Source organism: Amylolactobacillus amylophilus DSM 20533 = JCM 1125, assembly GCF_001936335.1.
In the GTDB taxonomy this organism is placed as follows: domain Bacteria; phylum Bacillota; class Bacilli; order Lactobacillales; family Lactobacillaceae; genus Amylolactobacillus; species Amylolactobacillus amylophilus.
This window is the reverse complement of sequence record NZ_CP018888.1, coordinates 338,444-361,550: the sequence shown is the minus strand read 5'-3', so window position 1 is coordinate 361,550 and position 23,107 is coordinate 338,444. Positions and strand designations below refer to the sequence as shown.

The 23,107-nt window shown below is 41.8% G+C and carries 28 protein-coding genes and 1 pseudogene; 20 read left to right on the top strand and 9 right to left on the bottom strand.

What is annotated here, in order from left to right; translation table 11 throughout:
* Positions 1 to 134: 134 nt before the first annotated feature.
* Positions 135 to 575, top strand: a complete 441-nt coding sequence (locus LA20533_RS02030; protein ID WP_027821369.1) for a hypothetical protein — start codon at positions 135 to 137, stop codon at positions 573 to 575.
* A 128-nt stretch (positions 576 to 703) separates the two neighbouring features.
* On the opposite strand, the gene LA20533_RS02025 is transcribed toward LA20533_RS02030, so the two are convergent.
* Entirely contained in the window at positions 704 to 1,006 is a 303-nt protein-coding gene (locus tag LA20533_RS02025) for a type II toxin-antitoxin system YafQ family toxin (protein ID WP_003572735.1), read from the bottom strand.
* Entirely contained in the window at positions 996 to 1,274 is a 279-nt protein-coding gene (locus tag LA20533_RS02020) for a plasmid mobilization protein (RefSeq protein ID WP_003625288.1), read from the bottom strand. Before LA20533_RS02020 ends, LA20533_RS02025 begins: the two co-directional genes overlap by 11 nt.
* A 103-nt stretch (positions 1,275 to 1,377) precedes the next feature.
* On the opposite strand from LA20533_RS02020, the gene LA20533_RS02015 reads away from it, so the two are divergent.
* The 9 genes and pseudogenes from LA20533_RS02015 (at position 1,378) to LA20533_RS01985 (ending at position 6,674) form a co-directional block, all read left to right on the top strand.
* Positions 1,378 to 1,965, top strand: a complete 588-nt coding sequence (locus LA20533_RS02015; protein WP_054745453.1) for a site-specific integrase — start codon at positions 1,378 to 1,380, stop codon at positions 1,963 to 1,965.
* A gap of 97 nt (positions 1,966 to 2,062) precedes the next feature.
* Positions 2,063 to 2,377, top strand: a complete 315-nt coding sequence (locus LA20533_RS02010) for a hypothetical protein (protein WP_056946537.1) — start codon at positions 2,063 to 2,065, stop codon at positions 2,375 to 2,377.
* A gap of 62 nt (positions 2,378 to 2,439) precedes the next feature.
* A complete protein-coding gene (locus tag LA20533_RS02005; RefSeq protein WP_056946535.1) occupies positions 2,440 to 2,697 on the top strand; it encodes a transposase in 258 nt (85 codons plus the stop codon).
* Positions 2,682 to 3,455, top strand: a complete 774-nt coding sequence (locus tag LA20533_RS02000) for an IS3 family transposase (protein ID WP_141322582.1) — start codon at positions 2,682 to 2,684, stop codon at positions 3,453 to 3,455. Before LA20533_RS02005 ends, LA20533_RS02000 begins: the two co-directional genes overlap by 16 nt.
* Before the next feature lie 9 nt (positions 3,456 to 3,464).
* Positions 3,465 to 3,566 (top strand): annotated as a pseudogene (locus tag LA20533_RS08985) (hypothetical protein); the annotation flags it as partial.
* Between the two features lie 59 nt (positions 3,567 to 3,625).
* Complete coding sequence (locus LA20533_RS01995; protein WP_075362778.1) at positions 3,626 to 4,222, top strand: glycosyl hydrolase family 8; 597 nt, start codon at positions 3,626 to 3,628, stop codon at positions 4,220 to 4,222.
* 39 nt (positions 4,223 to 4,261) lie between these two features.
* A complete protein-coding gene (locus LA20533_RS01990; RefSeq protein ID WP_056946531.1) occupies positions 4,262 to 4,999 on the top strand; it encodes an HNH endonuclease in 738 nt (245 codons plus the stop codon).
* 876 nt (positions 5,000 to 5,875) lie between these two features.
* Entirely contained in the window at positions 5,876 to 6,025 is a 150-nt protein-coding gene (locus tag LA20533_RS08510) for a hypothetical protein (RefSeq protein WP_162254394.1), read from the top strand.
* Positions 5,997 to 6,674 (top strand): DDE-type integrase/transposase/recombinase, encoded by a 678-nt coding sequence (locus LA20533_RS01985; protein ID WP_082611571.1) that lies wholly within the window; start codon positions 5,997 to 5,999, stop codon positions 6,672 to 6,674. The genes LA20533_RS08510 and LA20533_RS01985 overlap by 29 nt, the downstream gene beginning before the upstream one ends.
* Before the next feature lie 92 nt (positions 6,675 to 6,766).
* Here the strand turns inward: LA20533_RS01985 and LA20533_RS01980 are convergent, their stop codons facing one another.
* From LA20533_RS01980 to LA20533_RS01970, 3 genes are all read right to left on the bottom strand, one after another.
* On the bottom strand, positions 6,767 to 8,104 hold the full coding sequence (locus tag LA20533_RS01980) for a C1 family peptidase (protein WP_054745468.1): 1,338 nt from the start codon (positions 8,102 to 8,104) through the stop codon (positions 6,767 to 6,769).
* Between the two features lie 110 nt (positions 8,105 to 8,214).
* Positions 8,215 to 8,901, bottom strand: a complete 687-nt coding sequence (gene rpiA / locus LA20533_RS01975; RefSeq protein WP_056946529.1) for a ribose-5-phosphate isomerase RpiA — start codon at positions 8,899 to 8,901, stop codon at positions 8,215 to 8,217.
* A 24-nt stretch (positions 8,902 to 8,925) separates the two neighbouring features.
* Positions 8,926 to 9,210 carry a GNAT family N-acetyltransferase gene (locus LA20533_RS01970; RefSeq protein WP_054745470.1) on the bottom strand — a complete coding sequence of 95 codons (285 nt, stop codon included), beginning with the start codon at positions 9,208 to 9,210 and terminating at the stop codon, positions 8,926 to 8,928.
* A 110-nt stretch (positions 9,211 to 9,320) separates the two neighbouring features.
* Between LA20533_RS01970 and LA20533_RS01965 the strand changes: the two genes are divergently transcribed.
* The 8 genes from LA20533_RS01965 to LA20533_RS01930 all read left to right on the top strand — a co-directional run bounded on the left by LA20533_RS01965 (position 9,321) and on the right by LA20533_RS01930 (position 16,608).
* Positions 9,321 to 9,872, top strand: a complete 552-nt coding sequence (locus LA20533_RS01965; RefSeq protein ID WP_056946527.1) for a dCTP deaminase/dUTPase family protein — start codon at positions 9,321 to 9,323, stop codon at positions 9,870 to 9,872.
* A complete protein-coding gene (gene radA, locus LA20533_RS01960; RefSeq protein WP_056946525.1) occupies positions 9,872 to 11,257 on the top strand; it encodes a DNA repair protein RadA in 1,386 nt (461 codons plus the stop codon). Before LA20533_RS01965 ends, radA begins: the two co-directional genes overlap by 1 nt.
* Before the next feature lie 73 nt (positions 11,258 to 11,330).
* Positions 11,331 to 12,818: a glutamate--tRNA ligase gene (gene gltX / locus LA20533_RS01955; protein ID WP_054745587.1), complete on the top strand. Its 1,488-nt coding sequence runs from the start codon at positions 11,331 to 11,333 to the stop codon at positions 12,816 to 12,818.
* Positions 12,819 to 12,946: 128 nt separating this feature from the next.
* Positions 12,947 to 14,365: a cysteine--tRNA ligase gene (gene cysS, locus LA20533_RS01950; RefSeq protein ID WP_054745589.1), complete on the top strand. Its 1,419-nt coding sequence runs from the start codon at positions 12,947 to 12,949 to the stop codon at positions 14,363 to 14,365.
* Positions 14,358 to 14,780 carry a Mini-ribonuclease 3 gene (locus tag LA20533_RS01945; RefSeq protein ID WP_054745474.1) on the top strand — a complete coding sequence of 141 codons (423 nt, stop codon included), beginning with the start codon at positions 14,358 to 14,360 and terminating at the stop codon, positions 14,778 to 14,780. The genes cysS and LA20533_RS01945 overlap by 8 nt, the downstream gene beginning before the upstream one ends.
* The gene (rlmB, locus tag LA20533_RS01940; RefSeq protein ID WP_056946524.1) at positions 14,761 to 15,516 is read left to right on the top strand and encodes a 23S rRNA (guanosine(2251)-2'-O)-methyltransferase RlmB; all 756 of its coding nucleotides are present in this window, start codon (positions 14,761 to 14,763) and stop codon (positions 15,514 to 15,516) included. The genes LA20533_RS01945 and rlmB overlap by 20 nt, the downstream gene beginning before the upstream one ends.
* Before the next feature lie 203 nt (positions 15,517 to 15,719).
* The gene (locus LA20533_RS01935; protein ID WP_056946521.1) at positions 15,720 to 16,301 is read left to right on the top strand and encodes a hypothetical protein; all 582 of its coding nucleotides are present in this window, start codon (positions 15,720 to 15,722) and stop codon (positions 16,299 to 16,301) included.
* 85 nt (positions 16,302 to 16,386) lie between these two features.
* Positions 16,387 to 16,608 (top strand): P8 family protein, encoded by a 222-nt coding sequence (locus tag LA20533_RS01930; RefSeq protein ID WP_056946519.1) that lies wholly within the window; start codon positions 16,387 to 16,389, stop codon positions 16,606 to 16,608.
* Positions 16,609 to 16,756: 148 nt separating this feature from the next.
* Here the strand turns inward: LA20533_RS01930 and LA20533_RS01925 are convergent, their stop codons facing one another.
* The 4 genes from LA20533_RS01925 to LA20533_RS01910 all read right to left on the bottom strand — a co-directional run bounded on the left by LA20533_RS01925 (position 16,757) and on the right by LA20533_RS01910 (position 20,730).
* A complete protein-coding gene (locus LA20533_RS01925; RefSeq protein WP_054745479.1) occupies positions 16,757 to 17,752 on the bottom strand; it encodes a polyprenyl synthetase family protein in 996 nt (331 codons plus the stop codon).
* Between the two features lie 17 nt (positions 17,753 to 17,769).
* Complete coding sequence (locus tag LA20533_RS01920) at positions 17,770 to 18,312, bottom strand: Gx transporter family protein (RefSeq protein WP_056946517.1); 543 nt, start codon at positions 18,310 to 18,312, stop codon at positions 17,770 to 17,772.
* Complete coding sequence (locus tag LA20533_RS01915) at positions 18,312 to 18,728, bottom strand: NusG domain II-containing protein (protein ID WP_056946795.1); 417 nt, start codon at positions 18,726 to 18,728, stop codon at positions 18,312 to 18,314. Before LA20533_RS01915 ends, LA20533_RS01920 begins: the two co-directional genes overlap by 1 nt.
* Before the next feature lie 100 nt (positions 18,729 to 18,828).
* Entirely contained in the window at positions 18,829 to 20,730 is a 1,902-nt protein-coding gene (locus LA20533_RS01910) for an NAD(P)/FAD-dependent oxidoreductase (protein ID WP_056946515.1), read from the bottom strand.
* 232 nt (positions 20,731 to 20,962) lie between these two features.
* Between LA20533_RS01910 and pplA the strand changes: the two genes are divergently transcribed.
* Together pplA and LA20533_RS01900 are read left to right on the top strand one after the other, a co-directional pair.
* Positions 20,963 to 21,892 (top strand): extracellular electron transfer flavoprotein PplA, encoded by a 930-nt coding sequence (gene pplA / locus LA20533_RS01905; RefSeq protein WP_054745484.1) that lies wholly within the window; start codon positions 20,963 to 20,965, stop codon positions 21,890 to 21,892.
* A gap of 100 nt (positions 21,893 to 21,992) precedes the next feature.
* Entirely contained in the window at positions 21,993 to 23,045 is a 1,053-nt protein-coding gene (locus LA20533_RS01900; RefSeq protein ID WP_371857355.1) for an FAD:protein FMN transferase, read from the top strand.
* Positions 23,046 to 23,107: the final 62 nt, after the last annotated feature.

Sequence of the window (23,107 nt, the reverse complement as noted above, 5' to 3'; positions counted from 1 at the left end):
TTGCCAAGTTGAGATATGTTGTCGATTAAATCGTACATGGCTTTCACCCCCTCTCCGCATGACAAGGGTGACGAACGACTTAATCATTATATCATTTACGTTTCTATATTAGATGTTAAAAGAGGTGAAACATAATGTACGAAAAATATACAAGACAGTCATTACCGAATGATGATTATAGGGAGCTTCTTGGTTCTGCTATAAGTGTTTTTAACTCCAACAATGCTTTTATTATAGAAAATATACTTAAAATAAGTGGTGATCAACACAACTGGTGGGAATTAATTGATCGAACTTCAGGGAATATTCTGCATAAAGTTATGAAAGAACAATATTCCGATGTTATTCCAGAAAATATAATTAGTCTGTTTTCAGAACTTGTAGAGCAGCGTGACCGAATAATCCATAGTTTTCAAATAACAGGCCCAGAACCAAATCCTGATCAAGAGCAACTATTAGCAACTAAAGTTAGAGGTTCCGGTGAACAATTTATAATAACTAGAAAGTATTTACTAAATTTCATACAAAAAAACCAGACACTATCTGATCTTTTATACGACTTCAGAAACATTTAAATTAATATTAGGGTCCATTTTTAACAAATCGCCCCTCGAAAACATCGAAAAAATAGACCCCAATATCTATAATTTAGATGTTGGGGGCTATTTTAATTTATTTTTTTATAAGTGCCCCTAAACTATAGCTATTGATTCAAGATTTCATGGGAGCCAGTTGCAACCAATAACAAAATCAATTCATCATGATCTAGCTGATAAATAACAATCCAGTTGTCATAATTTTTACCATAGTTTCCATATCTGGCAGGGTGAAATTCACGATAGCCACGCCAATTTCCTTTTAATGCATGATCTTTAATCTGTTTCAAAACAAGTACATCTTGTTCAACAATTGCTTTTAAACAAGGTTTCAAGACAGTTATTGGAAAATGTTTTTTGACTAGTTTTTTTAATTCACGTTCAAAAGATTTGGTCTGTTTAATTTGCATCTAACTTATCGATCCAATCTTCAAAGTCAGTCAATGAACCAATGTTTTTGACCTGCCCTGTTTCTGCTTCTTTTTTAGCGGCTAAGGCTTCCGGAGAATCTAAAAAGCTGACTAATCGAACTTCATTATTGGCCGCTTTAACTAACGATAAGCGTATATACTCAGAAACGGTTAGCCCTTGTTTTGCTAGATTAGCTTTAGCCCGTTCACTAATGTCAGGTGTTACACGAGTTGAAATTGTCTTGTTTTTAATAATAGTATTACTCATTCTAATCCGCCTCCTTTAAGTTTACCATCGTACTACATTATAATATTCGATTTTTAGGTTTTCTGCAACTAAATTAATTTTAAAGTAAAGGAACTAACAGCTTATGCAACAAGTTGTCTTACCCATCAAAGATTCAAACGTTCTCAAAGAGGTGCAAGATACCTCACTCAACAACTTTAAAGCTGGCCGGCGTAACTATACAGTTTTTCAAGTTGGCAAAGCTACGCTACTGCGAGTGAGTGATGTCATGCGCTTAAAACAAACCGATATTTTTAATCCGGACGGTTCTATTAAACAAAATGCGTTCATTCACGATCGAAAAACTGGTAAACCGAATACCTTGTATCTTAAACCAGTTCAAACAGAGCTCTTATTGTACCGTCAATGGCTACTTGATCATAGACTAGCCTCTGAGTGGCTCTTTCCTTCCATTCAACACCCTGACCGTCATATCACGGAGAAACAGTTTTATAAGATTATGGCACGAGTTGGTGATCTTCTAGGAATTAACTATCTAGGAACGCATACCATGCGTAAAATAGGTGCGTATCGTGTTTATACGCAATCAAACTATAATATTGGGTTAGTCATGCATTTATTAAACCATTCAAGCGAAGCCATGACCTTAACCTATCTTGGTCTAGATCAAGCCAGTCGAGAAACTATGCTCGATCAAATTGATTTTGGATAATAGTCTACTAACAATAAATTTAATAAACTACAAATATTATTGTTAGCATTTAAAAGGGTATAATGATTTAGATACCAAGTGAATTGAGGGATGTTTAATGAAAAGTTTTTTGTTTTTTACTTTTATATTATTTGTAATTATCATAATATATCTTGTACTAAAAAAATCAAAATTAAAAAATATGAATTGCAATAACGATGAACAACAAAATATATCGATTTCACCTAGTCTTACGGTGGAAGATGACAAACCATTTGAAATTCCTATCACATTAGATCTAATTTCTGAAAGAACACTTGATGAAAGAAAGCTTTATGAAATTAAGGATTCAAATGTTATAGCAAGAATAAGTGAGGTCGTACCAGCTTTAACCAAAACAGTAGCTAAAGCTGGTACGCATAAAGGCCTATGAAGGTAGTATGAAATCATGGACACGATTTAGTATAATTCCATAATAGGAAGGATTGTGTTTTTATGACCAAGAAAAAGTACTCAGTAGATTTTAGAAAAATGATTGTCAAGCTGTACCAGGATGGCGCCCCGGTAGCTGATCTTACAGACGAATATGGTGTATCAAATGTAACTATTTACAAATGGATTAATCTATATAAAGAAGACAAAGGAAGTGGAATTTCCAAATCAGATGTTTTAGCGTTGCAAAAACGTTTGAAACAGCTAGAAATTGAGAATGACATCTTAAAAAAAGCCTTAACCATATTCGCCAAAAAGTAAACCCAGATGACTGGCAGACAGCCGTTGATATTAATTTGAAGCACCATAGTATCAAAGAAACCTGTAAAGTACTCTCAGTTCCACGCTCAACTTACTATGAACATCAGCAGAATCATGTATCGCCACAAGCCAAGCGTCGTAAGACACTTAGCCAGTCGATTAAACGCATTTACTTTAATTCTAGACGTATCTACGGGGCACCTAAAATTCTAAAAGCATTACAAAAAGAAGGTAAGACTGCCAGTATTAAGCTAGTTCAACGATTAATGCGCCAAATGGGGTTAAAATCAATCACGCGCAAGAAGTGGCATTATCAACAAACTAATGATATTGATGCGACTGATTATTCAAATATACTCGCGCAAGATTTTCGTACAACCAGTCCAAATCAAAAGTGGTGTGCAGACATAACTTATATTCACACCAAAGCCAATGGCTGGTGTTATTTATCAAGCATTCAGGATTTATATTCACGTAAAATCATTGCCCATAAGATCAGCCGTCATATGACTGCTGATCTTGTGATCAGCACTTTTCAACAAGCCTTTGAAACTAGAAAGACGACTAATAACTTAATTGTGCATACCGATCTGGGTAGCCAGTACCGCAGTGCTGGCTTTGAACAGATCTTAGCGCAACACCATATTCGCCATTCTTATAGCAAGCGTGGCTGTCCCTATGACAATTCATGTTTGGAATCATTTCACGCCAGTTTGAAAAAAGAAGAGGTTTACCAACACCATTATCAGGATTTTTAAGAAGCAAATGCTGCAATATTCAGCTACATTGAGAGCTTTTATAACAGTGCTCGAATTCACAGTAGCATTGATTATTTAACTCCAAATGAAAAGGAAAAATTAGTCGCTTAAATTATACATAAAATGTGTCCAGATTCTTGACCTAAATCCAAACAAACCAACATACTCAGGTGTTAACAGTTGGTAACTGGGCAACTCCTGAGTCTAATTCAGCCAATTTAATGCGTAGTTCTGATGTAATGCCCACGGCATTTGAACAATTTTATGATTTTTCACACAATCGTCAATGGTTAGTTATTAAAACTAAGATGCTTAACCGACTGTTTCAATTAAGCAAACAGCACAAATCAGGCTTAGTTCCTGATTTTTCATGGGTAACTCAACATAATGCAAGCTCTGTAAAGGGTGCACATATTACCAATAAATACGCCAATGATTACTACTATAATGCCTGTAGAGTTCCTATGCTGTTAGCCCAAAGTCATGACCCATTAGCACAAAAAACATTGACTTCAATGTTGCACTTTTTTGCCAAGCATCCTACTGTCACAGCAGGATATACTATGAGCGGCAAACCACTCAATGACTATCAGTCCGCAAGTTTTAGTGCGCCCTTGCTAATGGCGACCAGTTGGTATCTCAATCAAGGGTACGATTCATTGTTTTTTCATGAACAGTGGATTTTTGCTAAAGCAATGACCAAGCACGATTATTATAATGCTACCCTGACCATGTATGCGATTATGTTTTCGCAAGGTAGATTGTAAAATTAATTATTGAATATTTATAGAAAGCGTGGATATTACATGAGTACATTTATATTACCTTCAAATCCAAATACATACGATGCCAAAAATGCATTTAATGATTTACATACCATTCACTGGGTTCAGCACAATAACAAGAGTGTTTCTATAGGAGATATAATATATATCTATGAATCAAAACCTACTCAAAGAATTATATTAAAAACACAGGTTATTGGCAGGGATATTTATTCGTATCATATTGATGATTCAAAATATAGTACATCAGGTATAGATTTTTCTAGCAAGGGTCCTTGGTTAACACTTCGTCTGATTGAAAATATAGATACATGTATTTCATTAAAAGATCTTCATGAATTAGGATTAAAAGGTAATATCCAGTCTCTAAGAAGGCTAGATGACGATATAGCAAACGTTTTAGACTTTTTGATTCGTGATTACTCCGAACTAACAAGTATTTTAGTAACAGAGGGTAAAAAAACAAAGGTGTATAGTACTCGTTATGAGCGAAGTACCAAAAACAGACAGGCCGCCATTCTAATCCACGGCTTAAATTGTAAGGTTTGTGGATTTAATTTTGAAAAAAAGTATGGCACTCTAGGGCATGAATTTATTGAAATTCACCATAAAAACCCACTCTATTTAAACAATACCGAAATAAATATAGATCCTAGAAATGACTTAGTTCCTTTATGTTCTAACTGTCACAGAATGATTCATAGAGATAAATATAATGTGCTAACCGTAGAATATTTAAAGAAAATACTATTAGCATAATTCCTATACCAAAGGGAGTAGACATAACGTTGAATTATCCTAATTGCCTGTTGTGGCGCGGTTTCCAGACCTTTGTGCAGCAACCCCAATTCACAAACTCCAAAAAAGCCCGAAACGGCGTTTCACAAACGTCAGTTTCAGGCTTTTTCACAATTAGACCAATTACTCGCAAACAGGTCAAAAATAATACTATCTATTTGGATATTTGGCGGTACAATTACCTTATCTTCACAAAATATTCTTAGCAATTCGCTATATCAACAACAATAAAAAGCTAGTTATCGATCCAAATTGGGGCAATAACTAGCTTTTTATTTACCAGCCACTTTACAGTTAACTCAAATAATCTATTAGGGTCTAATTAAGTTCGCTTTAACCAGCCCATGATAGATTAGTTGTAACCCATAACCCATAGAATATATCTATACTTATCAATACACTCTGACAACACAAAAAGGTTTAGTGATTATTCACTAAACCTTTTTGTGTTTATACCAACCAAAGGGCGGTTAGTTAAGTTGTTGCCACCGGCAACTTCTGGTACACATTTTAAGCACAAATCACGCCCAAAAATTGAGTGGTGTGTAAGTGCGCATTAAACTCATTTCATTCCGTTTAATGACGCTAAAAAATAGCTAACTTGATCATTAAAATAAAAGGTTTTTTTAGTTCAATGCGCACTTACACGTCAACTAACTTTGACGTGTTTCGATACCCCAAAAATTGTATTAGATTTCGCTGCGCTCAAACAAATCCTTTTAATTGCTTTACACCGTTTTTCTTTCTAAACTTAATCACAATCTTTGAATAACTAACTATAAAAAGATGCCTTTAATTTAAACCTGAAATAATTAGCTAATGTTAGGAGTAACTCAGATGGACGAAAAGAAAGTATTAAAGCCCATTGATGAAATGCTTGCTGATCCTTGGCAAGTTGATATTCAAGAATTGTTTGAAGATTCTGTCAATGAACCTGACGAGATTAAAAAGAATTTGTATGATTCCTTTAGTGAATCTTCAACATGATGACCTAATTGACTTCCCCGTTACTTTCAAGATGGTACGTCGTGTGATGCGGGAGCTCAGCTTGACATGTCAAATTCGGGTCAAGAAGCACAGTCGACATAAGGAGAACGAACAGCACATTCAAGACAATGTGCTCAATCAGAACTTCGACGTCGACAGTCCTAATCAGGTCTGGTTGTCCGATTCAACGGAACTGACTTACGGCGTAAATAATAAGTATAAGGTGCGCCTGAGTGGCGTCCTTAATCTCTACGGCCGACGTTTGTTGTCCTACAATTTGAGCGCTACTGAAACGTCAGCAGCAGAAATCGAGGTTTTCCAACGAGCCTTTGAGTCTTCTGGCGACGTCCACCCATTGGTTCACACTGATCGAGGATCAGCCTACACCTCTGGTGCCTTCAACAACTTTCTTGGTCGTAACAACGTCACACGTAGCATGCCTCGACCAGGAACACCATACGACAACGCACCGATGGAGCGCTGGTGGAACGAATTCAAGTTACGGTGGATGGCTCGCCATCCACTAGCAAAGACTTGCGAAGAGCTTGTAAGACTGGTTGAGGAAGGAATCGAATATTTCAATCACCACAACCGCTCAGCACAAAGAAACGGCCTCACCCCAGATGAATACTGGAGTGAAGCCGCATAGAGACAGATTCAACTTTATATTATTTCATTGGTCAACTTGACAGGGCCTAGTGCAGGTACAGGTCATTTTTCCGTAACTATTTTTAATGATGATTAAAGCGCCAATGCACCCATTGGATCCCAAGGTGCGAGCACCTTAGGCTCTTCTGTTTCATAAGTAGTCTTTTCAGCATCGGCTAAGAATTGCTTGTTGATTACTACTTGGTAGACAAATTGTGAGAACCATTCGTCACTCATGACGAAGTAACCTTTCTTACCAACCTTGTCGCCCCAGCTATTTTCAACCTTCCACTTAGTTGGTTTGCCATTAACGAGGTCAACACCTGTGATTACCATGGCGTGTGTCATCAAGCTTTCAGCGTAATCTAGGCGTTCTGCCTTTGTCATGCTGAAGTCGACATCAAACAGCTCGTCTTTCTTGTAGTACTCGGTATCCATGATTCCTAGTTGCCGTTCTGAGGATTGACCCACGTCTGAACCAAACCAAACAGTTTCTCCAGCCTGAAGTTGTGTCACAGCAAGACGTTTCAATTCCTCAACCTCGAGGTTCAAGTGCTTAACTTGACGACCGTTAACGACGTTACCCAGAAATTCAACGGTGTAAGTGTGATTAAATGGTTTGTCGCTTTGTGGTGAGTTGATGATTGACACGTAGTCATCTAAATTCCAACCCACAAACTTCTGAAAGAAGGATTGTGGTGTTAAATCTGCATAGCGGTGATATTCCTTGTCATCATCACGGTACTCGAAGTCAAACTTAGTAGGAGGGGTACCTAGGGTGAACACCAGCATGCGGTATACTTCCTCAAGTAGCTCATCTTTCTTGGCTTCGACCACTGTTTCGTCGTTACCATCGTTGACTAACTTACGCAGCGTAATTGCATCTTTTCTTAACTTCAGGTTTAATTGGCTGTTCAATTCGTTTGATTTCGAACTGCTGTATGTTTCAGGCATCACACTCTTAGGCACCAAACCATATTTTTGGATGAGGGCCACAAGCATGTCCCATTGGCCACCGTCTTGTTGTGGTGTTGTTAACAAGAAGTCCACCTTGCGGTCACCTAATGGGAGTGCGGCTGTGTTAATAATATTTTCGTAGAACCAGTTCGATTTCTCGAACTTATCCCAGAAGTTTATGTAGTTTTGGGATAGTTCAAAACCCTTGAGTTTAAAGTTTGCTTGGAGTGGGTGTCTCATTGTATTCAATGCGGCAAACATCCAGCAACGACCAGATTGCTTCTGGTTGGCAACATCACCTGTATCAATCTCAACTGAGAAAGTTTGATCCATGGCAATTTGTGAATCCATATTTTGGCTTGATGCGAGGATACCGTTCTTCATGATGGTTCTCTTAACAACATCTGCGCCGGGTTTGTTACTTAGCTTTTCGGAAAAAGACTTGATTGTAGCGTTAGTTATTTCCTTGGTCATTTGTAAATCCTCCAAATTCTTAAATGTACAGTTTCTATCCTACCGCAAAAAAAAGCCTAGGTCTAATTAATAATTAACCTAGGCTTAATTTGATGGATTTAGACTTAATTTTACCGAATGTGATCAATCAGCTTTGGTCCATCAGGTGTGCCAACAATCACCTTATTAACCATATCTAAGAACAGGCCGTGTTCGACCAGGCCAACTTCATGATCCAGCTGATCAGCTAACGCGTGCGGGTCAGCTATCTGGCCAACATTTAGATCGAGTACCAGATTCTTGAAGTGAGTCCTGACTGGTTCTTTGTTCTCATCTAGTCTCAGAACGGGGTTTAAACCCTGCTCAGCTAACCGCTCTGTGATCTGGGTTAGCCCGTAATCAAAGACCTCCACGGGTAACGGGAACTTACCCAAGGTTTCCACCATCTTACTCTCATCGACGATCCAGATAACTTGGTCGCTAGCGGTTGCGACGATCTTCTCCATTGTGTGCGCCGCACCGCCCCCTTTGATACCCTGATAGTTTGCGTCAATCTCATCTGCACCATCAATTGTCAAATCAAGCCTGTCAACCTCGTTCAGTTCAACGACGCGTAACCCCAAGCCCTCGGCCTGGCGTTTTGTCCTGGAACTGGTGGTCACGCAGGTGAGCTCCATATTCTCATCTTGAGCCCGTTTCGCTAAAGCGGCGACCATGTAAGTTACAGTGGAGCCAGTCCCTAAGCCAAGGTTCATGCCATCTTCGACGAAGCGGACGGCGTATTCCGCGGCCGCCTTTTTTAACTGATTCTGATCCATTCTAATCTCCTCTTTAAAAACTGGCTAATTGTGTTTGTACCACAGGTCCTTTAATTCAGGCGTCTTTATGAACATTGACTTGGCGTATGAGCAAACTGGGTTAATCAGCTTGTTTTCGGCCCGTGCCTGGTCAATCACCTTCTGCACGAGTTGAGCGGCCATCCCTTGGTGTCTGTATGCCGGGTTCACAAACGTGTGCTCAATCACAATGACAGAGTCATCGTTTATTTGCTCAAAAGTCACCTCGCCAATTAATTTGCCAGCATCATCGTTTTTAAAGTAACGATTTGGTCCTTTTTCGAATTCCATGACGGTCATCTCCTTTTATGCCTATTGTCTAAAAAAAACTCCCAGATAGCAATAAAAAAACCTTTTTTGTTGGTATAATAATTTGAGAAGAAATACGATGGGAGAAAATGATGAAAAAACGGGGATTTGAAATAGTTGCGCGTTATCAGGATGCCAACTTGAATTTACCGACCAGGCAGACAAAGATGGCGGCTGGTTATGACTTTGAGGTTGCCGAAGACTTTGAAATTCCGTCGATCTGGCGGCTGGATTTCGTGCGGATTTTTCGCCTAATTAGAAATGCCCATGAACTTAACGAACGTGACTATAGTCTGGCTAGCGATATCTTGAAACCATTTCTGGTACCTACCGGCATCAAGGCGTACATGCCGGCAAATGAGGTTCTGATTTTAGCGAACCGGTCCAGCAACCCGCTAAAGAGGGGATTAATCCTACCTAACGGTATCGGTGTGATTGATGCTGATTATTACAATAATCCCAACAATGAGGGCGAAATTTTTGTTCAACTAATCAATTTTGGTGTGCGCACTGCCAAGTTGCATAAAGGCGAGAGAATTGCTCAGGGAATCTTTACGCAATTCATGACCACGGACGATGAGGAAGAAATTGTCAACGATCGGACCGGCGGATTTGGCTCGTCAGGTGTAAAGGGTGGTAATTGATGGCTAGACAAAAGACCCAGTACGTTTGCCAGAATTGCGGTTACATCTCTGCCAGTTATTTGGGGCGCTGCCCTAACTGTGGTGCGTGGAATCAATTCAAGGAAGAGAAACAAACGGTGCAAAAGGCGTCGACCAAAGCAACACCTAGTCGGCTAATGACCAAGTCGGGCCAGAATGAACCGATTAAACTAGATGCGGTGATTCAAAGAGATGAGCTGCGTCAAAAGACCCAGTACGAGGAGCTTGATCGTGTTCTCGGGGGTGGAATCGTTCCTGGATCACTCGTACTCATCGGTGGGGAGCCCGGTATAGGCAAGTCCACATTGTTGCTTCAGATTACGGGTAACCTGGGTAAGGAACACACCGTCTTATACGTATCAGGTGAGGAAAGTGCTAGTCAAATCAAGATGCGTGCAGACCGGCTGGGCGTAAACGCACCACAACTGTTACTTTACCCGGAGACTGATATGGGTAATATTCGGGAGCAGATAGCTGAAATTAAGCCAGAGTACCTAATTATTGATTCAATTCAGACCATGAATGAACCGGCCCTTGATTCGGTGGTTGGCAGCACAGCACAGGTACGTGAGGTCACAAGCGAACTGATGAAAATCGCGAAGAATGATCAAATTACGGTTTTCGTCATTGGCCACGTTACTAAAGAAGGGGCCATTGCCGGACCGAAAATTCTGGAACACATGGTGGATACCGTGCTGTATTTCGAGGGGGATGCCCACCACTCTTACCGTATTCTGCGCTCCGTCAAGAACAGATTCGGCGCTGCCAACGAAATTGGGATGTTCGAGATGCATACTAGTGGGCTCGAAGAGGTGACTAATCCCTCGGCGATCTTCTTGGACGAACGACTACCAAATAGCACGGGCTCGGCCGTAGTTGTTTCACTTGAGGGCACAAGACCAATTTTGGCGGAGATTCAGGCCCTAGTTTCCCCCACAGCGTTCGGTAATGCAAAAAGGACTGCGAGTGGGATTGACTACAACAGATTGGCATTGCTCATGGCAGTCCTCGAGAAGCGGGGTAATTTGATGCTGCAAAATCAGGATGCCTTCCTGAAGGCTACGGGCGGGATGAAACTAGATGAACCCGCAATCGATTTAGCAATCGCCGTGGCCATTGCATCCAGTTATAAGGAACAAGAAGTACTAGCCAGTGATTGTTTCGTTGGTGAGATCGGCCTGACTGGTGAAATTCGCCGGGTTAATCAGATCGAGGACCGTATTAAGGAAGCGGAAAAGATTGGCTTTCAGCGGATGTTTATCCCGAAACATAACCTGAAACGTGGCCTACAGGTGGCGCGGACAATAGAATTGATTGGTGTGAGCTCAATCGATGAAGCACTGCGACGGCTTTTTCCCCGGAAGTGAGAAATGACTTTTGAAAAAACGCGGCTGAACGAGTAAACTTAAACAAGCGATAAATAAGAAAGAGGCTATGAAATTGGCAACTGATAAAATTAGAGTTAGATATGCACCAAGTCCAACTGGACATTTGCACATTGGTAATGCAAGAACTGCGCTATTCAATTATTTATACGCGCGGCATAACAAGGGTACTTTTGTCATCAGAATTGAGGATACTGATACTAAAAGAAACATTGCTGACGGTGAAAGAAGTCAGCTAGACAACCTGAAATGGCTTGGCATCGATTGGGACGAAGGTCCGGATATCGGCGGACCATTTGGTCCCTACCGACAGTCTGAGCGGAGAGAACTCTACACCAAATATATTAATGAACTGCTGGAGAAAGGTCTGGCTTATAAGTCATATAAGACAGAGGAAGAACTTGAGGCGGAGCGTGAGACTCAGAAATCTTTGAGCATTGCCCCACATTATGTCTACGAATACGAAGGGATGACCGAGGAACAGATTAAAGAGGCACAGGCCGCAGCCGAAGCTAAAGGACTAGAGCCTGTAATCCGCTTCCGGGTACCAACAGACGTCACCTACGAATGGGATGACATCGTTAAGGGGAAGATTGAATTCAAGAGTGAGACTATTGGTGGCGATTTCGTGATTCAAAAGCGCGACGGGATGCCAACTTACAACTTTGCTGTTGTCGTAGATGACCACTTGATGGAAATTACCCATGTTTTGCGCGGTGATGATCATATTGCAAATACCCCAAAGCAACTAATGATTTATGATGCACTTGGCTGGAAACGACCTGAATTTGGGCACATGACGCTAATCATCAACACCGCTACCGGGAAAAAGTTATCGAAGCGTGACGAATCCGTACTACAATTCATCGAGCAATACCGCGAGTTAGGTTACCTACCAGACGCAATGTTCAACTTTATTACCCTACTTGGTTGGTCACCTGTTGGTGAGGCTGAAATATTCAACCAGAAGGATTTGATTAAGCAATTCGATCCAAAGCGTCTAAGTAAATCACCGGCTTCATTCGACCAGAAGAAACTGGAGTGGGTGAATAACCAATATGTGAAGGCAGCGGATCGCGACATCCTTCTTGATCTCTCATTGAGAAACTTGCAGGAGAAGGGCTTAGTTGAAGAAGAGCCTGATGCAGCGAAAATCGAATGGGTCAGACAGCTCGTGAATATCTATGCCGGACAAATGAGTTACACCGCCCAAATCTCAGAGATGGCCGCGATTTTCTTTACAAATCCAGCTCAACTTGATGAGGCTTCGCTCGCTGAGATGGCTGACGAGAGCGCGGCAATTGCCATCAAGGATTTCAGACAGAAACTGGTTGACCTGAAGAGATTCACTGCACCACAAATTATGGCAGCAATCAATGCTGTTAAAAGGGATACAGGGGTCAAGGGAAGAAAGCTCTTTATGCCACTACGGATAGCCACGACTCGCTCAATGCATGGTCCAGGTATCGGTGAGGCAATCGAGTTATTGGGCCGCGAGAAGACGTTGAAACACATCGACGAGACGCTTGCACAACTTGGCTAGCTGACAATTAAACTAATAAACTAATTTGCAAAAGTTCGGACACACAACGTTCGGACTTTTTCTTCATTGTGTTAATATAATGACAACATATCAATTTGTTTAGTAAATGGTAAAGGAGCCCCATTATGTTGAAAGTCTTTAACACCCTGACCCGAACTAAGGAAGAATTCAAGCCCCTAACAGAGGGAAAAGTACGAATGTACGTCTGTGGACCGACGGTGTACAACTATATCCACATTGGTAATGCCAGAAGTGCTATCGCCTTTGACACAATCAGGCGTTACCTCGAGTATCGCGGTTATGATGTCACCTATGTGTCAAACTTCACTGACGTTGATGATAAAATGATTAACCAGGCGCGGGCCGACGGAATTACTGTGGGTGAGCTGGCGGACAAGTATATTAATGCCTTTATGGCAGATACCGGTGCTTTAAATATTGAGCCGGCAACTGTTAATCCACGGGCTACGGAGAACATCCCGGAGATTATTGCGTTTATTGCTAAATTAATCGAGAATGGCTATGCATACGAGGTCAATGGCGACGTTTATTACCGCGCTAAGAAATTTGCCCACTACGGCGAGCTCTCCGACCAGAACATCGCCGAGCTAGAGACTGGTGCTAGTCAGCACGTCAACGATGAGGAGCTGGCGGTGAAGGAAGATCCCATCGACTTTGCTCTTTGGAAGGCGCAAAAGTTATCAGATGAGATTAGCTGGGAGTCACCATGGGGACAGGGCCGTCCCGGTTGGCACATCGAGTGTTCGGTGATGTCGACTAAGTACCTTGGTGAGACTTTTGATATTCACGGCGGGGGCCAGGACCTGCAATTCCCGCACCATGAGAATGAAATTGCGCAGAGCGAAGCAAAGACGGGCAAGAAATTCGTTAATTACTGGCTTCATAATGGTTTCGTGACCGTGGGCCAAAATGACGAGAAGATGAGTAAGTCACTTGGTAACTTCGTCACGGTTCATGAGCTGTTACAACATGTCGATGCACGTTCATTACGCTTTTTCATGGCTAGCACACAGTATCGGCGTCCAATACGCTATACTGAGGAGAACCTTGTGGAGGCCGGTAATGTGCTGCAGCGGATGCAGAATACTTTGGACGATATTGCCTATAGATTAAATGACAGTACCACGAGTGTGTCTAGTCCAAATCTTGCTACGAGACTGGATGCGGCACTAGAACAATTCACCACTGTGATGGATGATGATTTCAACGTTCAGAATGGCTTGACCGTTGTTTACGGCATGTTACGGCACATTAACCAAGAAATTACTAAAGCACAAGTCGATAAGGAGCAATTAACCCGCTTCGTCACAGAGTTCAAGAAAATCATGTTAATCTTTGGTATCGAGTTTAAAGATCAGGATACTCACCTAGATGCACAGGTGGCAGATTTGCTCTGGCAAAGAGATGCAGCCCGCGACGAGAAGAATTTTGCCAAGAGTGACGAGATTCGTGAGCAATTAAAAGAAATGGGTATCGTGATTGAAGATACACCACAGGGAACCAGATGGAAGAGGATAGATGACTAAATTAAAGGATCCAAATGTTTTAAACGGTATTACACTTGCCTACGTCGGCGATGCTGTCTATGAGGTATTCGTGCGCGAACACCTCGTGGTTACCGGCATCGTTCGGCCGAAACAACTACAAAATACTGCGACCAAATACGTCTCTGCTAAGGCACAGGCGGCGCTTATTACGAAGGCGCAAGAAGATGAGATTTTGACGGCTACAGAGCAAGAAATTTTCTTGCGTGGTAGAAACGCCAAGAGCTATACTCATGCCAAAAACACGTCGGTGGGTACTTACAGCCTCTCGACTGGGTTTGAAGCAGTCTTTGGCTATTTGAAGTTAGACAGACAGGATGAGCGGATCGCAGAACTAGCCAATTGGTGTATCACACAAGTAGAAACAGGAGCCCTTCATGGATATAAATTCAACTAATCCCGATTTCGTTTTCGGCCGCCACGCTGCGGTGGATTATCTGAAAGAAATGGATCAAACGACAATTAACAAGGTATTTCTCCAGTCTGGTGTCCAAGAAGACTTTGCGAAGGAAGTATTTGGTCTCGCAAAGGCCAAAGGCCTGGTGGTTCAAACGGTTCCTAAAACTAAGCTTGATCAGCTGGTCGATAGGGGAAATCATCAGGGCATCGTGCTAGCAATCGCAAGCTTTGCTTACGCGGACCTTGATGAGCTCCTAGCTGATTTCGAAGCAAGAAAGCATGACCCATTTATTCTGATGCTCGATGGAATTGAGGATCCGCATAATCTAGGCTCGATTCTCAGAACGGCCGATGCCACCGGGGTTGACGCGATAATTATTCCGAAACACCGTGCAACTGGTTTGACCGGTGTGGTGGCGAAGACATCAACGGGTGCGATTGACCACGTGCCGGTCGCGCGCGTGACTAATTTAGTTCAGACCGTCAAAAAAATGAAGGACCAGGGTTACTGGTTCTTCGGTACGGCGATGAACGGTGATGATTATCGGCAATGGAACGCTAAAGGGAAGGCCGTACTTGTGATCGGTAATGAAGGTAAGGGAATTTCTAAGTTGCTGCTAGAGCAGATGGATCAGAAGTTGACCATACCGATGATAGGACATGTACAGAGTTTGAACGCCGGCGTCGCTACTGGTATTTTGTTGTATCAGATGTTCACCAGTAGGGAAGGATAGTAATAAACGGTTATCCATAACTAATTAAGGAAACAAAACTGTGCAGTTGGCATTCGCCAACTGCTTTTTTGTGTGTGGATAGTGCTCTATAAGCCACAAATGTGAGACACTTTCCCGGTTTTGTGTCAGAAAAACAGACGTTCGGTATCTACATCTGAAAGCGCTTGCTATAGTTAGCGTATTAAACTTGCCGGGGGCAGAAAATGGAAAAATTATCTGATTTAGAATTGATTGAGCTAACAAGGCAGAAAAATAGTGATGCGCTAGTTGAGCTTTGTGCACGGTACCAACCGATGATTCGTGGCGTAATTAGGCGCTACTTTTTACGCTCGTATGATTACCTTGACTGGCAGCAGGATGCAATGTTTATCTGCTATGAGTCCGCTGTGCTATTTGATGAAAATATGCATGTTCGTTTCGGTGGCTTTTTCCAGTTGAGGTTTCTGCAACATGCGAAGAGTCTCGTTCGATTCGAGCTGGCAAAGAAGCGTGCGCCGTACTCTGAGGCGTTGTCACTTGAAAGTCAGGTAACCCCGTCAAAGAAAATTCGTGATAAGATCATTAAAAATGACGTTTTTATGATCAGTGAGTCTAGTGCAAGTGATGTGAATATTACACAATTAGAGATGTATATTGACGAATTATCGCTGACTGAGCTTGTCGCATTTAGGATGAACATTGGCGTGGTAACGCAGGCTGAGGCGCTGAAGATTCTCGATTGTACGCCCACACAGCTAATTGCTGCCCGTGATCGGTGCAGACAAAAATTTAAAAAAATCGTCTAAAATTAGGGATTCCGAATTTAAAATGCTTCACTTCCTAAAATAAGTATTATAATAGAGTTGTAAATAATTTAGGAGGTAATCAAGTATGGCAAGTACAACAGTATTTAAGACAGAATTGTTAGATCGTCAATTACGTGAGGTTTTTGACTGGAGTGACGACAAGACACCTGTAAGAGATGTATTGTGGAATTACTTCATGGAGAAGAATAGCCGTGATACGCTGAAGACTGAAAAAGAAATGCTTCCATTCATGAAAGACTCCGACGAACAAATCAAAAAATTCATCGAAGAGAATATCAAGCACTGATTATTAAATGACTTTCAAGGGTTCGACGGTGGCGTTGAATTTTTGCAAGTCATTTTTTGTTCGATTCAAAAGCTAGTGTTCTTTTACTAGAGAAGAATATTAGCGCAAGCTGGCGTAACAAAAAAAGGGACGGAAATTTCCGTCCCTTTTAGTATGTCCTAGAAATTAGCTGAGCAGTTAGTTGCTCAATATCTGCTCGTGCCTTATTCTCGGGAAACTTTTGTTTTAACAGTTTGATACTCTTAGCCGTCAATTTATCGGCCAGTTCGTTTGCCACTTGAACGCCACCAAGTTCATTTACCAGCCGTTCAATTTCACGTAGTTCTGCAGGAGTCAGTTCTTGCTTCTTTGCGACTAGCGTGCGTAGTGTCGCATCTTTATCCCGCTCTAACGCAAAGATGAGCGGCCCGGAGTATATCCCGTTTTTGACATCTAGTAGAACGGGCTTCTTTAACTGGTTGGCGGACACCGTATAATCAAGGATGTCGTCTTTGACCTGGAAAGCCTGGCCCATGATCTCGCCGTATTCCGCAGCATGCCGTGCTAAGCTGATTTTCAGGCCGCTCTCGTATGTACCGAGGAAGCAGCTCAAACCAAATAACAACCCCGTCTTACCCTTGATTTGCTCTAGATAATCATCCTTTGTCAGGTTTAAATCGTAGGCATGATCAAGCTGTTGTAGTTCACCACCAAGAATTCCCTGCATTGTTCTGCCATCAAATTGCAGGCTCTTCATGCTTTTGCCATTATCGCTCAACAATTTAAAACAGAGGGCGAAGAGATAATCACCTGCATAGACCGCGACGTGTTTGCCATACTTTGCCTGAATCGATGGGACACCTCGCCGCATCTTTGACTCATCGATAATGTCGTCGTGGATGAGCGTAGCGTTATGGAGGAATTCTACGGCGGCCGCCACATTTAACATGCGCCGCTTAGTGTTCTTATCTAGCTCGGCAAATTGGGCAAACATTAGCACTAGCGCGGGTCGTAGTAATTTGCCATTGACTGCAAACGAGTCACGTAGGGCCAAGCCAACTTTACCGTTAACCTTGTTTATTTCAGCGTGAATAATCTCATTCACCTGCATAAGTTGTTCTTGAATGATGGGGTAGTTATTCCAAAAATAAAGCTGGTTGTCCATAACAGACCTTTCTGTAGTTAATAGAGTTTAGTTGTGATGAGTCCGAGAGCTTTAACGTGTTTCAAGAGATAGTTGACCACTATTCCCACTGCAATACCTGCTAAAATTCCCATGACTGCAAGAACCGGTAAGTACAGCATCACACTGAAGCTCTGTGCAATTAAACTGGCGGTGACCAGTTGGCCAACATTGTGCATGATGCCGCCAACAGCTGAGATACCAATGAAACTGATATATTTTGGGTGTAGTTTTTTAATTAGATACATTGAGAAGAAACTGAGCATGGCGCCGGAGAATGCATACATAAAAGTGGATACAGTCCCTCCAATTAGGGTCGTCAGGACAAGCCTAATTAGAACCAGTGCCAATGAATCTCTGAAGTTGAGCGTGAACAGGGATAGTAGTGTGATGCTATTCGGCAAGCCAATTTTTGCACCAGGTGCGAAGACGAATGGTGACGGAATAGAGCGTTCAATTAGTCCAATGATGACACCATGTGCACACAAAATAGCAATGTAGATGTAGCGTTCTAAATTTTTATTTGTTCGTTCTCTCTTCACTAGTTTACTAACCCGCCATCTACGTTTTTTCCATCGGAAGACTTAATCTCAATTAATAGCTTATGAGGTAAACAGACGATAGACTGCCCAACCTTCGACCGATATCCTTGGCGGACACAGACTTGATCGGCACAATTTGCTTCAACGATATGAATCTTCTTGCCCTTAACCTCAATCTTATTGTAATGTCCGTCATCATCGCGGTAGGTCCACGTTGTGGTCCCCTCATGATCGGTCAGGTTGAATTCCTTGATGGTCTCACCATCGTGTGAGACTACCGCCATAATCTTAACCTCCTTACTGGAGGAACTGGTTACATCGACTTTTGCCTGTTGTTGCTGGGCAAAAACAAATAAGGGTAGGAAAGAGAGGATGACCAGTAAGCCGATAACCACAAGGTCTCCCCAAGCAAACATATCGTTTTCTTTTAAGCCCTTAACCCATTTTTTCAAACAGACGTCTCCAATCAAAAAGTTCTATAGTAATTCTACTATAGAACCTCGATATTTAAACTATTTATTTGGAACTATCCGGGTAGTAGATCGATCTTTCAACCCCATACCTTGCTTTGCCTAGCTTTCTTTGGAGCCATGGTACAAAGCGCCGGTCAAGTCCGAATGCACGTCCAGAGCCATTCATCACGGCAATACCAGCAATAAACATCCAGATGTTAACCCAGTAGAACATACCTGAAAGGGAGAAGATAACAACGAAGATTGCTGACATTGCGCCGGCAAAGAATGTGCAGAAACCAATAACTAGGAATAAACCAAGCATGATTTCGACAACGGTCATTCCTTTTTGGAATGCTAGGGCAACTTCTTTATTAGGCACCATGACCTTCGTAATGCTCTCCATCCACTGAGGCATCGTGTCAAAGACAGCCATTGGTTGATGACCATATTCGTATGAAAGTCCAAATTTAGGTGCAACACTAGAAGATGTAGCAGCTGATGATTCTGCACCGCTAGCTGCTGATGTGGTTTCTGCTGCGCCACTAGCCGCGCTAGTTGCTTGTGCTGGATAGAGCCAAGTAAATGGTAGGCGGAGTTTATCGGTAAACCAAGAACCCTCGCCTTGGACCTTACCCCAACAATCAACAAGCCACATCATTCCTAGTAGGATTCTGGTTGGGAATGTCCAGAGAACGTTACCATAACGAGAAATATTTCCTCTAAACAGGTTCGTTCCCTTAATGCGGAAGAATTCGTGCATTATATAATGGAACAAATTATAACCGGAATAAATCTGGGCAAAGTAGAGCATGTTGATCAAGTGTTTCATCAGTGTTGCAAAGAAACCACTGAGGTGGAAGGTGTTCATTAGGTAAGCAACACCGTAGACTGGTCCAAGAGAGACCATGAATCCTTGATACTTTCCTTTGAAGTCGACCGCAGGTTGTCCGTTCATATCGGCAAGAATGTTGGCTACTGCACACGCACCACCTGATTCAGCACCTTGAACGATTTGTGGTTGTCCCTTACCGGTGCCGTCTTCATCAATAAATGAGACATCACCAATAACATAGATACTCTTGTCATCAGGAACCTGACTTTGTTTATTGACCAAGATTCGACCAGCACGTCCTTGTTCGAAACCAAACGAAGCCGCCTGTGATGAGGCCTTGACACCTGCTGTCCAGATGAGCGTACGTGTAGGGAAAGTTGAACCATCATTCAGGTCAACGTAGTCTTCATGCACTCCTGTAACCCCAGTACTCTTCATCACACGAATATTCTTCTTCTCGAAGTAGCGCTCTGCCTTAGCCGCATCTTTTCGATCGAGCATATTCATGATTGTTGGGGCCATTTCCATCATCGTAAAGACGATTTCCTCTGGATCAAGCTTGTTCTCTGCTGCCAGACGATCACGCCATGCGCGTAGCTCGCCGATTGTCTCTGTACCAGTAAAACCCGAACCGACAACGACAAAGTTTAAATATGATTTTCTAATTTCAGGATCACGCTCAACTGCACCACGACGGACCATATCGATGACATGGCGTTTTAGTTTTACAGCTTCGTCCCAACTTCCAAGTGTGAAACCATGTTCCTTAACGCCTGGAGTTCCGAAATCATTTGGTTCAGCACCAATCGAAAGAACCAAATAGTCATAGTCGAAAGAACCACTCTTGGTCACGACTTTCTTGTCTTTTTTGTTGATGCTTGTCACTTCATCAGTTACAACGTCAACGTTCTTACGCCGACTAAACAACCGATTTAAATCGTATTGAATAGCATTCTCATCTACACGATTTGCTGCAACTTCATGAAGCTCAGTCATGTATGTAAAGTAGGAATGCTTATCAATCAAAGTGATTTTGACATCCTTGTTCTTCTTCAGTTTCTTGGCTAGATGCTTAGCGGTATAGAGACCACCAAATCCTCCACCAACGACCACAATATTCTTTTGGGTCATATTTACACCCCTTTATATGTTGATATTTTGTTTTAACATCAGAGCAATTATAGCAAAAAATCACAAGGTATGTCTATAAATTCACAAATATTAATTTTTAAAAAATTATCAATAACCTCAATATTGTAAACGTTATCAAAAATTTTGTTGCAAGATGAATGTGAATGATTTAAAATAAGTTTGTGTGAAAGGCTACACAATCACAATATCATAAAAAGGATGGTCTTAATTTATGAAACTCACTAAAGTTGTTACAGGGATTTCGGCAGTAACTCTTTCTGCATTGTTGTTGACAGCATGCTCAGCACAATCAAGCTCAAAGGACTCTACTGATAGTAAAGACAAGTCTTCGCAAACTTCAAAGAGCTCAAAGAAGACTGAAACAAAAGAAGCTACTAAGGTTGCCGGGGGCGATTTACAAGATGGTACTTACAAGCTCGAAGAGACAGGCTACTACAATGGCTATCGTGCAGTGCTCTCAATGACTGTTAAAGATGGCAAGATCTCAAAGACATCTTACGATTACGTCGATAAAGACGGCAAGTCTAAGAAAGATGACAAAGAATATAACAAGACGATGAAGGAAAAGTCAGGCGTTGGTCCTTCTGAATATATTCCAGAGCTTGAGAAGGCTTGGAAACAAAACGGTGTTAATATTAGCTCAATCGAAACTGTCTCCGGTGCAACACATTCTTCTGACTCATTCAAGAACTATGCACAACAATTAGTTCAGGCTGCTCAAGCTGGTAACACTGATACAATCAAGATTGAGAACGAAGCTAAGATGCAAGACGGTACATATTCACTCGAAGAAAAGAACGAAAAGAACGGCTACCGTGCAACTCTAGCAATCACCGTTGCTGGTGGTAAGATTACGAAGACAGACTTTGACTACATCGATAAGGATGGTAAATCAAAGACTGAAGACGAAGAGTACGAAAAGAACATGCAGAAGGTCAACAATATTGGTCCGAAGGAGTACATCCCTCAATTAGCAGAATCATTGACTAAATCGGGTGGAGACATTTCTAAGGTTGAAGTTGTTTCCGGTGCAACTCACACATCACATTCATTCTTGCTTTATGCAGAACAGTTGATGAATGCAGCGCAAGCTGGGAATACCGATAAGATTACAGTTGACAACTATGTCTTTAAAGATTAGTATTTGAACCGCAAAATTTAAAAGTTGAAGAGTAGTTTAGGCTACTCTTTTTCTTATTTTAAGGACTGATTTTATGCCAAAAAAAATAATAAAAATAATTATTGCTCTGACTTTTAGTCTGAACCTAGTAGCTTTGACGAGTTGTAGTGCTACAGCACACGAAGGTGCTAAGCCTGCTGCAAAGGTGGTACAGACGCCCATCGAAGATACGCAGTTTCTCATGGGTACAGTAGTGCAAATTAAAATCTATCATGCCCAAAAGGAAGCAGCTTTAAAGGACGCTTTTGCCCGCGTGAAGGAATTGGCCAACAAGATCACAGTTAATCAAAAGGGCTCCGAGGTTGACCATATCAATGATGAGGCTGGAAAAGAGCCGGTAAAGGTGAGTGATGACGTCTTCTACCTCATCAAACGGGCGAAGTACTATAGTAATAATTCTGCAGGCTCTTTTGACTTAGCTATCGGGCCAATCACTAGCCTGTGGCATATCGGTTTTGACGATGCTAGAAAGCCTAGTCAGGCGGAAATCGACCGTGAATTGAAATTTGTAAACTACAGAAATGTTGTTTTGAATGAGCGAAAGAAAACTGTCTACTTGAAAGATGTGGGAATGAAACTGGACCTCGGTGGCATTGCTAAGGGCTATATCACGGATGAAGTTGTTAAGGTGTTGAAAAACGACGGTGTAAATACGGCCATTGTGGATCTTGGTGGCAATATTTTTGTGATGGGTCATTCACCAAAAGGTAGTAAGCAGCCGTGGACTGTAGGAATTCAAGATCCGAAGTCGCCGCGTGGAACCTCACTGGGGAAATTACCGGCCACAAATAAAACAATTGTGACCTCCGGTATTTACGAGCGCTATTTGAAAGTAGGGAATAAGACCTACATGCATCTAATGAATCCAAAGACAGGTTATCCATTTGAGAATAATTTGATGGGTGTTTCAATTATCACCAATAAGTCAATTAATGGGGATGCGCTGTCGACTGCAACTTTTGACAAAGGTCTCACCACAGGAATAAAGTATATCGAATCACGCAAGGACACCGAAGCAATCTTTGTCACTAAGGAACGTAAGGTCTATATTACTTCCGGGTTAAAAGGTAAGTTTGAATTATTACCTGACGTCGACTATACTTTAATTAAATAATTGGAAATTTTAGTGACACATGCTATAATCAACTGTCGTATTGTTAGCAAGTTAAGTGGGAT

What these genes read in the sequence shown, in the direction of transcription:
- LA20533_RS02030 (WP_027821369.1), top strand. Translation starts at nt 135, where the DNA reads ATGTACGAAAAATATACAAGACAGTCATTACCGAATGATGATTATAGG.
- LA20533_RS02025 (WP_003572735.1), bottom strand. Translation starts at nt 1,006, where the DNA reads ATGCAAATTAAACAGACCAAATCTTTTGAACGTGAATTAAAAAAACTA.
- LA20533_RS02020 (WP_003625288.1), bottom strand. Translation starts at nt 1,274, where the DNA reads ATGAGTAATACTATTATTAAAAACAAGACAATTTCAACTCGTGTAACA.
- LA20533_RS02015 (WP_054745453.1), top strand. Translation starts at nt 1,378, where the DNA reads ATGCAACAAGTTGTCTTACCCATCAAAGATTCAAACGTTCTCAAAGAG.
- LA20533_RS02010 (WP_056946537.1), top strand. Translation starts at nt 2,063, where the DNA reads ATGAAAAGTTTTTTGTTTTTTACTTTTATATTATTTGTAATTATCATA.
- LA20533_RS02005 (WP_056946535.1), top strand. Translation starts at nt 2,440, where the DNA reads ATGACCAAGAAAAAGTACTCAGTAGATTTTAGAAAAATGATTGTCAAG.
- LA20533_RS01990 (WP_056946531.1), top strand. Translation starts at nt 4,262, where the DNA reads ATGAGTACATTTATATTACCTTCAAATCCAAATACATACGATGCCAAA.
- LA20533_RS08510 (WP_162254394.1), top strand. Translation starts at nt 5,876, where the DNA reads ATGGACGAAAAGAAAGTATTAAAGCCCATTGATGAAATGCTTGCTGAT.
- LA20533_RS01985 (WP_082611571.1), top strand. Translation starts at nt 5,997, where the DNA reads ATGATTCCTTTAGTGAATCTTCAACATGATGACCTAATTGACTTCCCC.
- LA20533_RS01980 (WP_054745468.1), bottom strand. Translation starts at nt 8,104, where the DNA reads ATGACCAAGGAAATAACTAACGCTACAATCAAGTCTTTTTCCGAAAAG.
- rpiA (WP_056946529.1), bottom strand. Translation starts at nt 8,901, where the DNA reads ATGGATCAGAATCAGTTAAAAAAGGCGGCCGCGGAATACGCCGTCCGC.
- LA20533_RS01970 (WP_054745470.1), bottom strand. Translation starts at nt 9,210, where the DNA reads ATGGAATTCGAAAAAGGACCAAATCGTTACTTTAAAAACGATGATGCT.
- LA20533_RS01965 (WP_056946527.1), top strand. Translation starts at nt 9,321, where the DNA reads ATGAAAAAACGGGGATTTGAAATAGTTGCGCGTTATCAGGATGCCAAC.
- radA (WP_056946525.1), top strand. Translation starts at nt 9,872, where the DNA reads ATGGCTAGACAAAAGACCCAGTACGTTTGCCAGAATTGCGGTTACATC.
- LA20533_RS01945 (WP_054745474.1), top strand. Translation starts at nt 14,358, where the DNA reads ATGACTAAATTAAAGGATCCAAATGTTTTAAACGGTATTACACTTGCC.
- rlmB (WP_056946524.1), top strand. Translation starts at nt 14,761, where the DNA reads ATGGATATAAATTCAACTAATCCCGATTTCGTTTTCGGCCGCCACGCT.
- LA20533_RS01935 (WP_056946521.1), top strand. Translation starts at nt 15,720, where the DNA reads ATGGAAAAATTATCTGATTTAGAATTGATTGAGCTAACAAGGCAGAAA.
- LA20533_RS01930 (WP_056946519.1), top strand. Translation starts at nt 16,387, where the DNA reads ATGGCAAGTACAACAGTATTTAAGACAGAATTGTTAGATCGTCAATTA.
- LA20533_RS01925 (WP_054745479.1), bottom strand. Translation starts at nt 17,752, where the DNA reads ATGGACAACCAGCTTTATTTTTGGAATAACTACCCCATCATTCAAGAA.
- LA20533_RS01915 (WP_056946795.1), bottom strand. Translation starts at nt 18,728, where the DNA reads ATGTTTGCTTGGGGAGACCTTGTGGTTATCGGCTTACTGGTCATCCTC.
- LA20533_RS01910 (WP_056946515.1), bottom strand. Translation starts at nt 20,730, where the DNA reads ATGACCCAAAAGAATATTGTGGTCGTTGGTGGAGGATTTGGTGGTCTC.
- pplA (WP_054745484.1), top strand. Translation starts at nt 20,963, where the DNA reads ATGAAACTCACTAAAGTTGTTACAGGGATTTCGGCAGTAACTCTTTCT.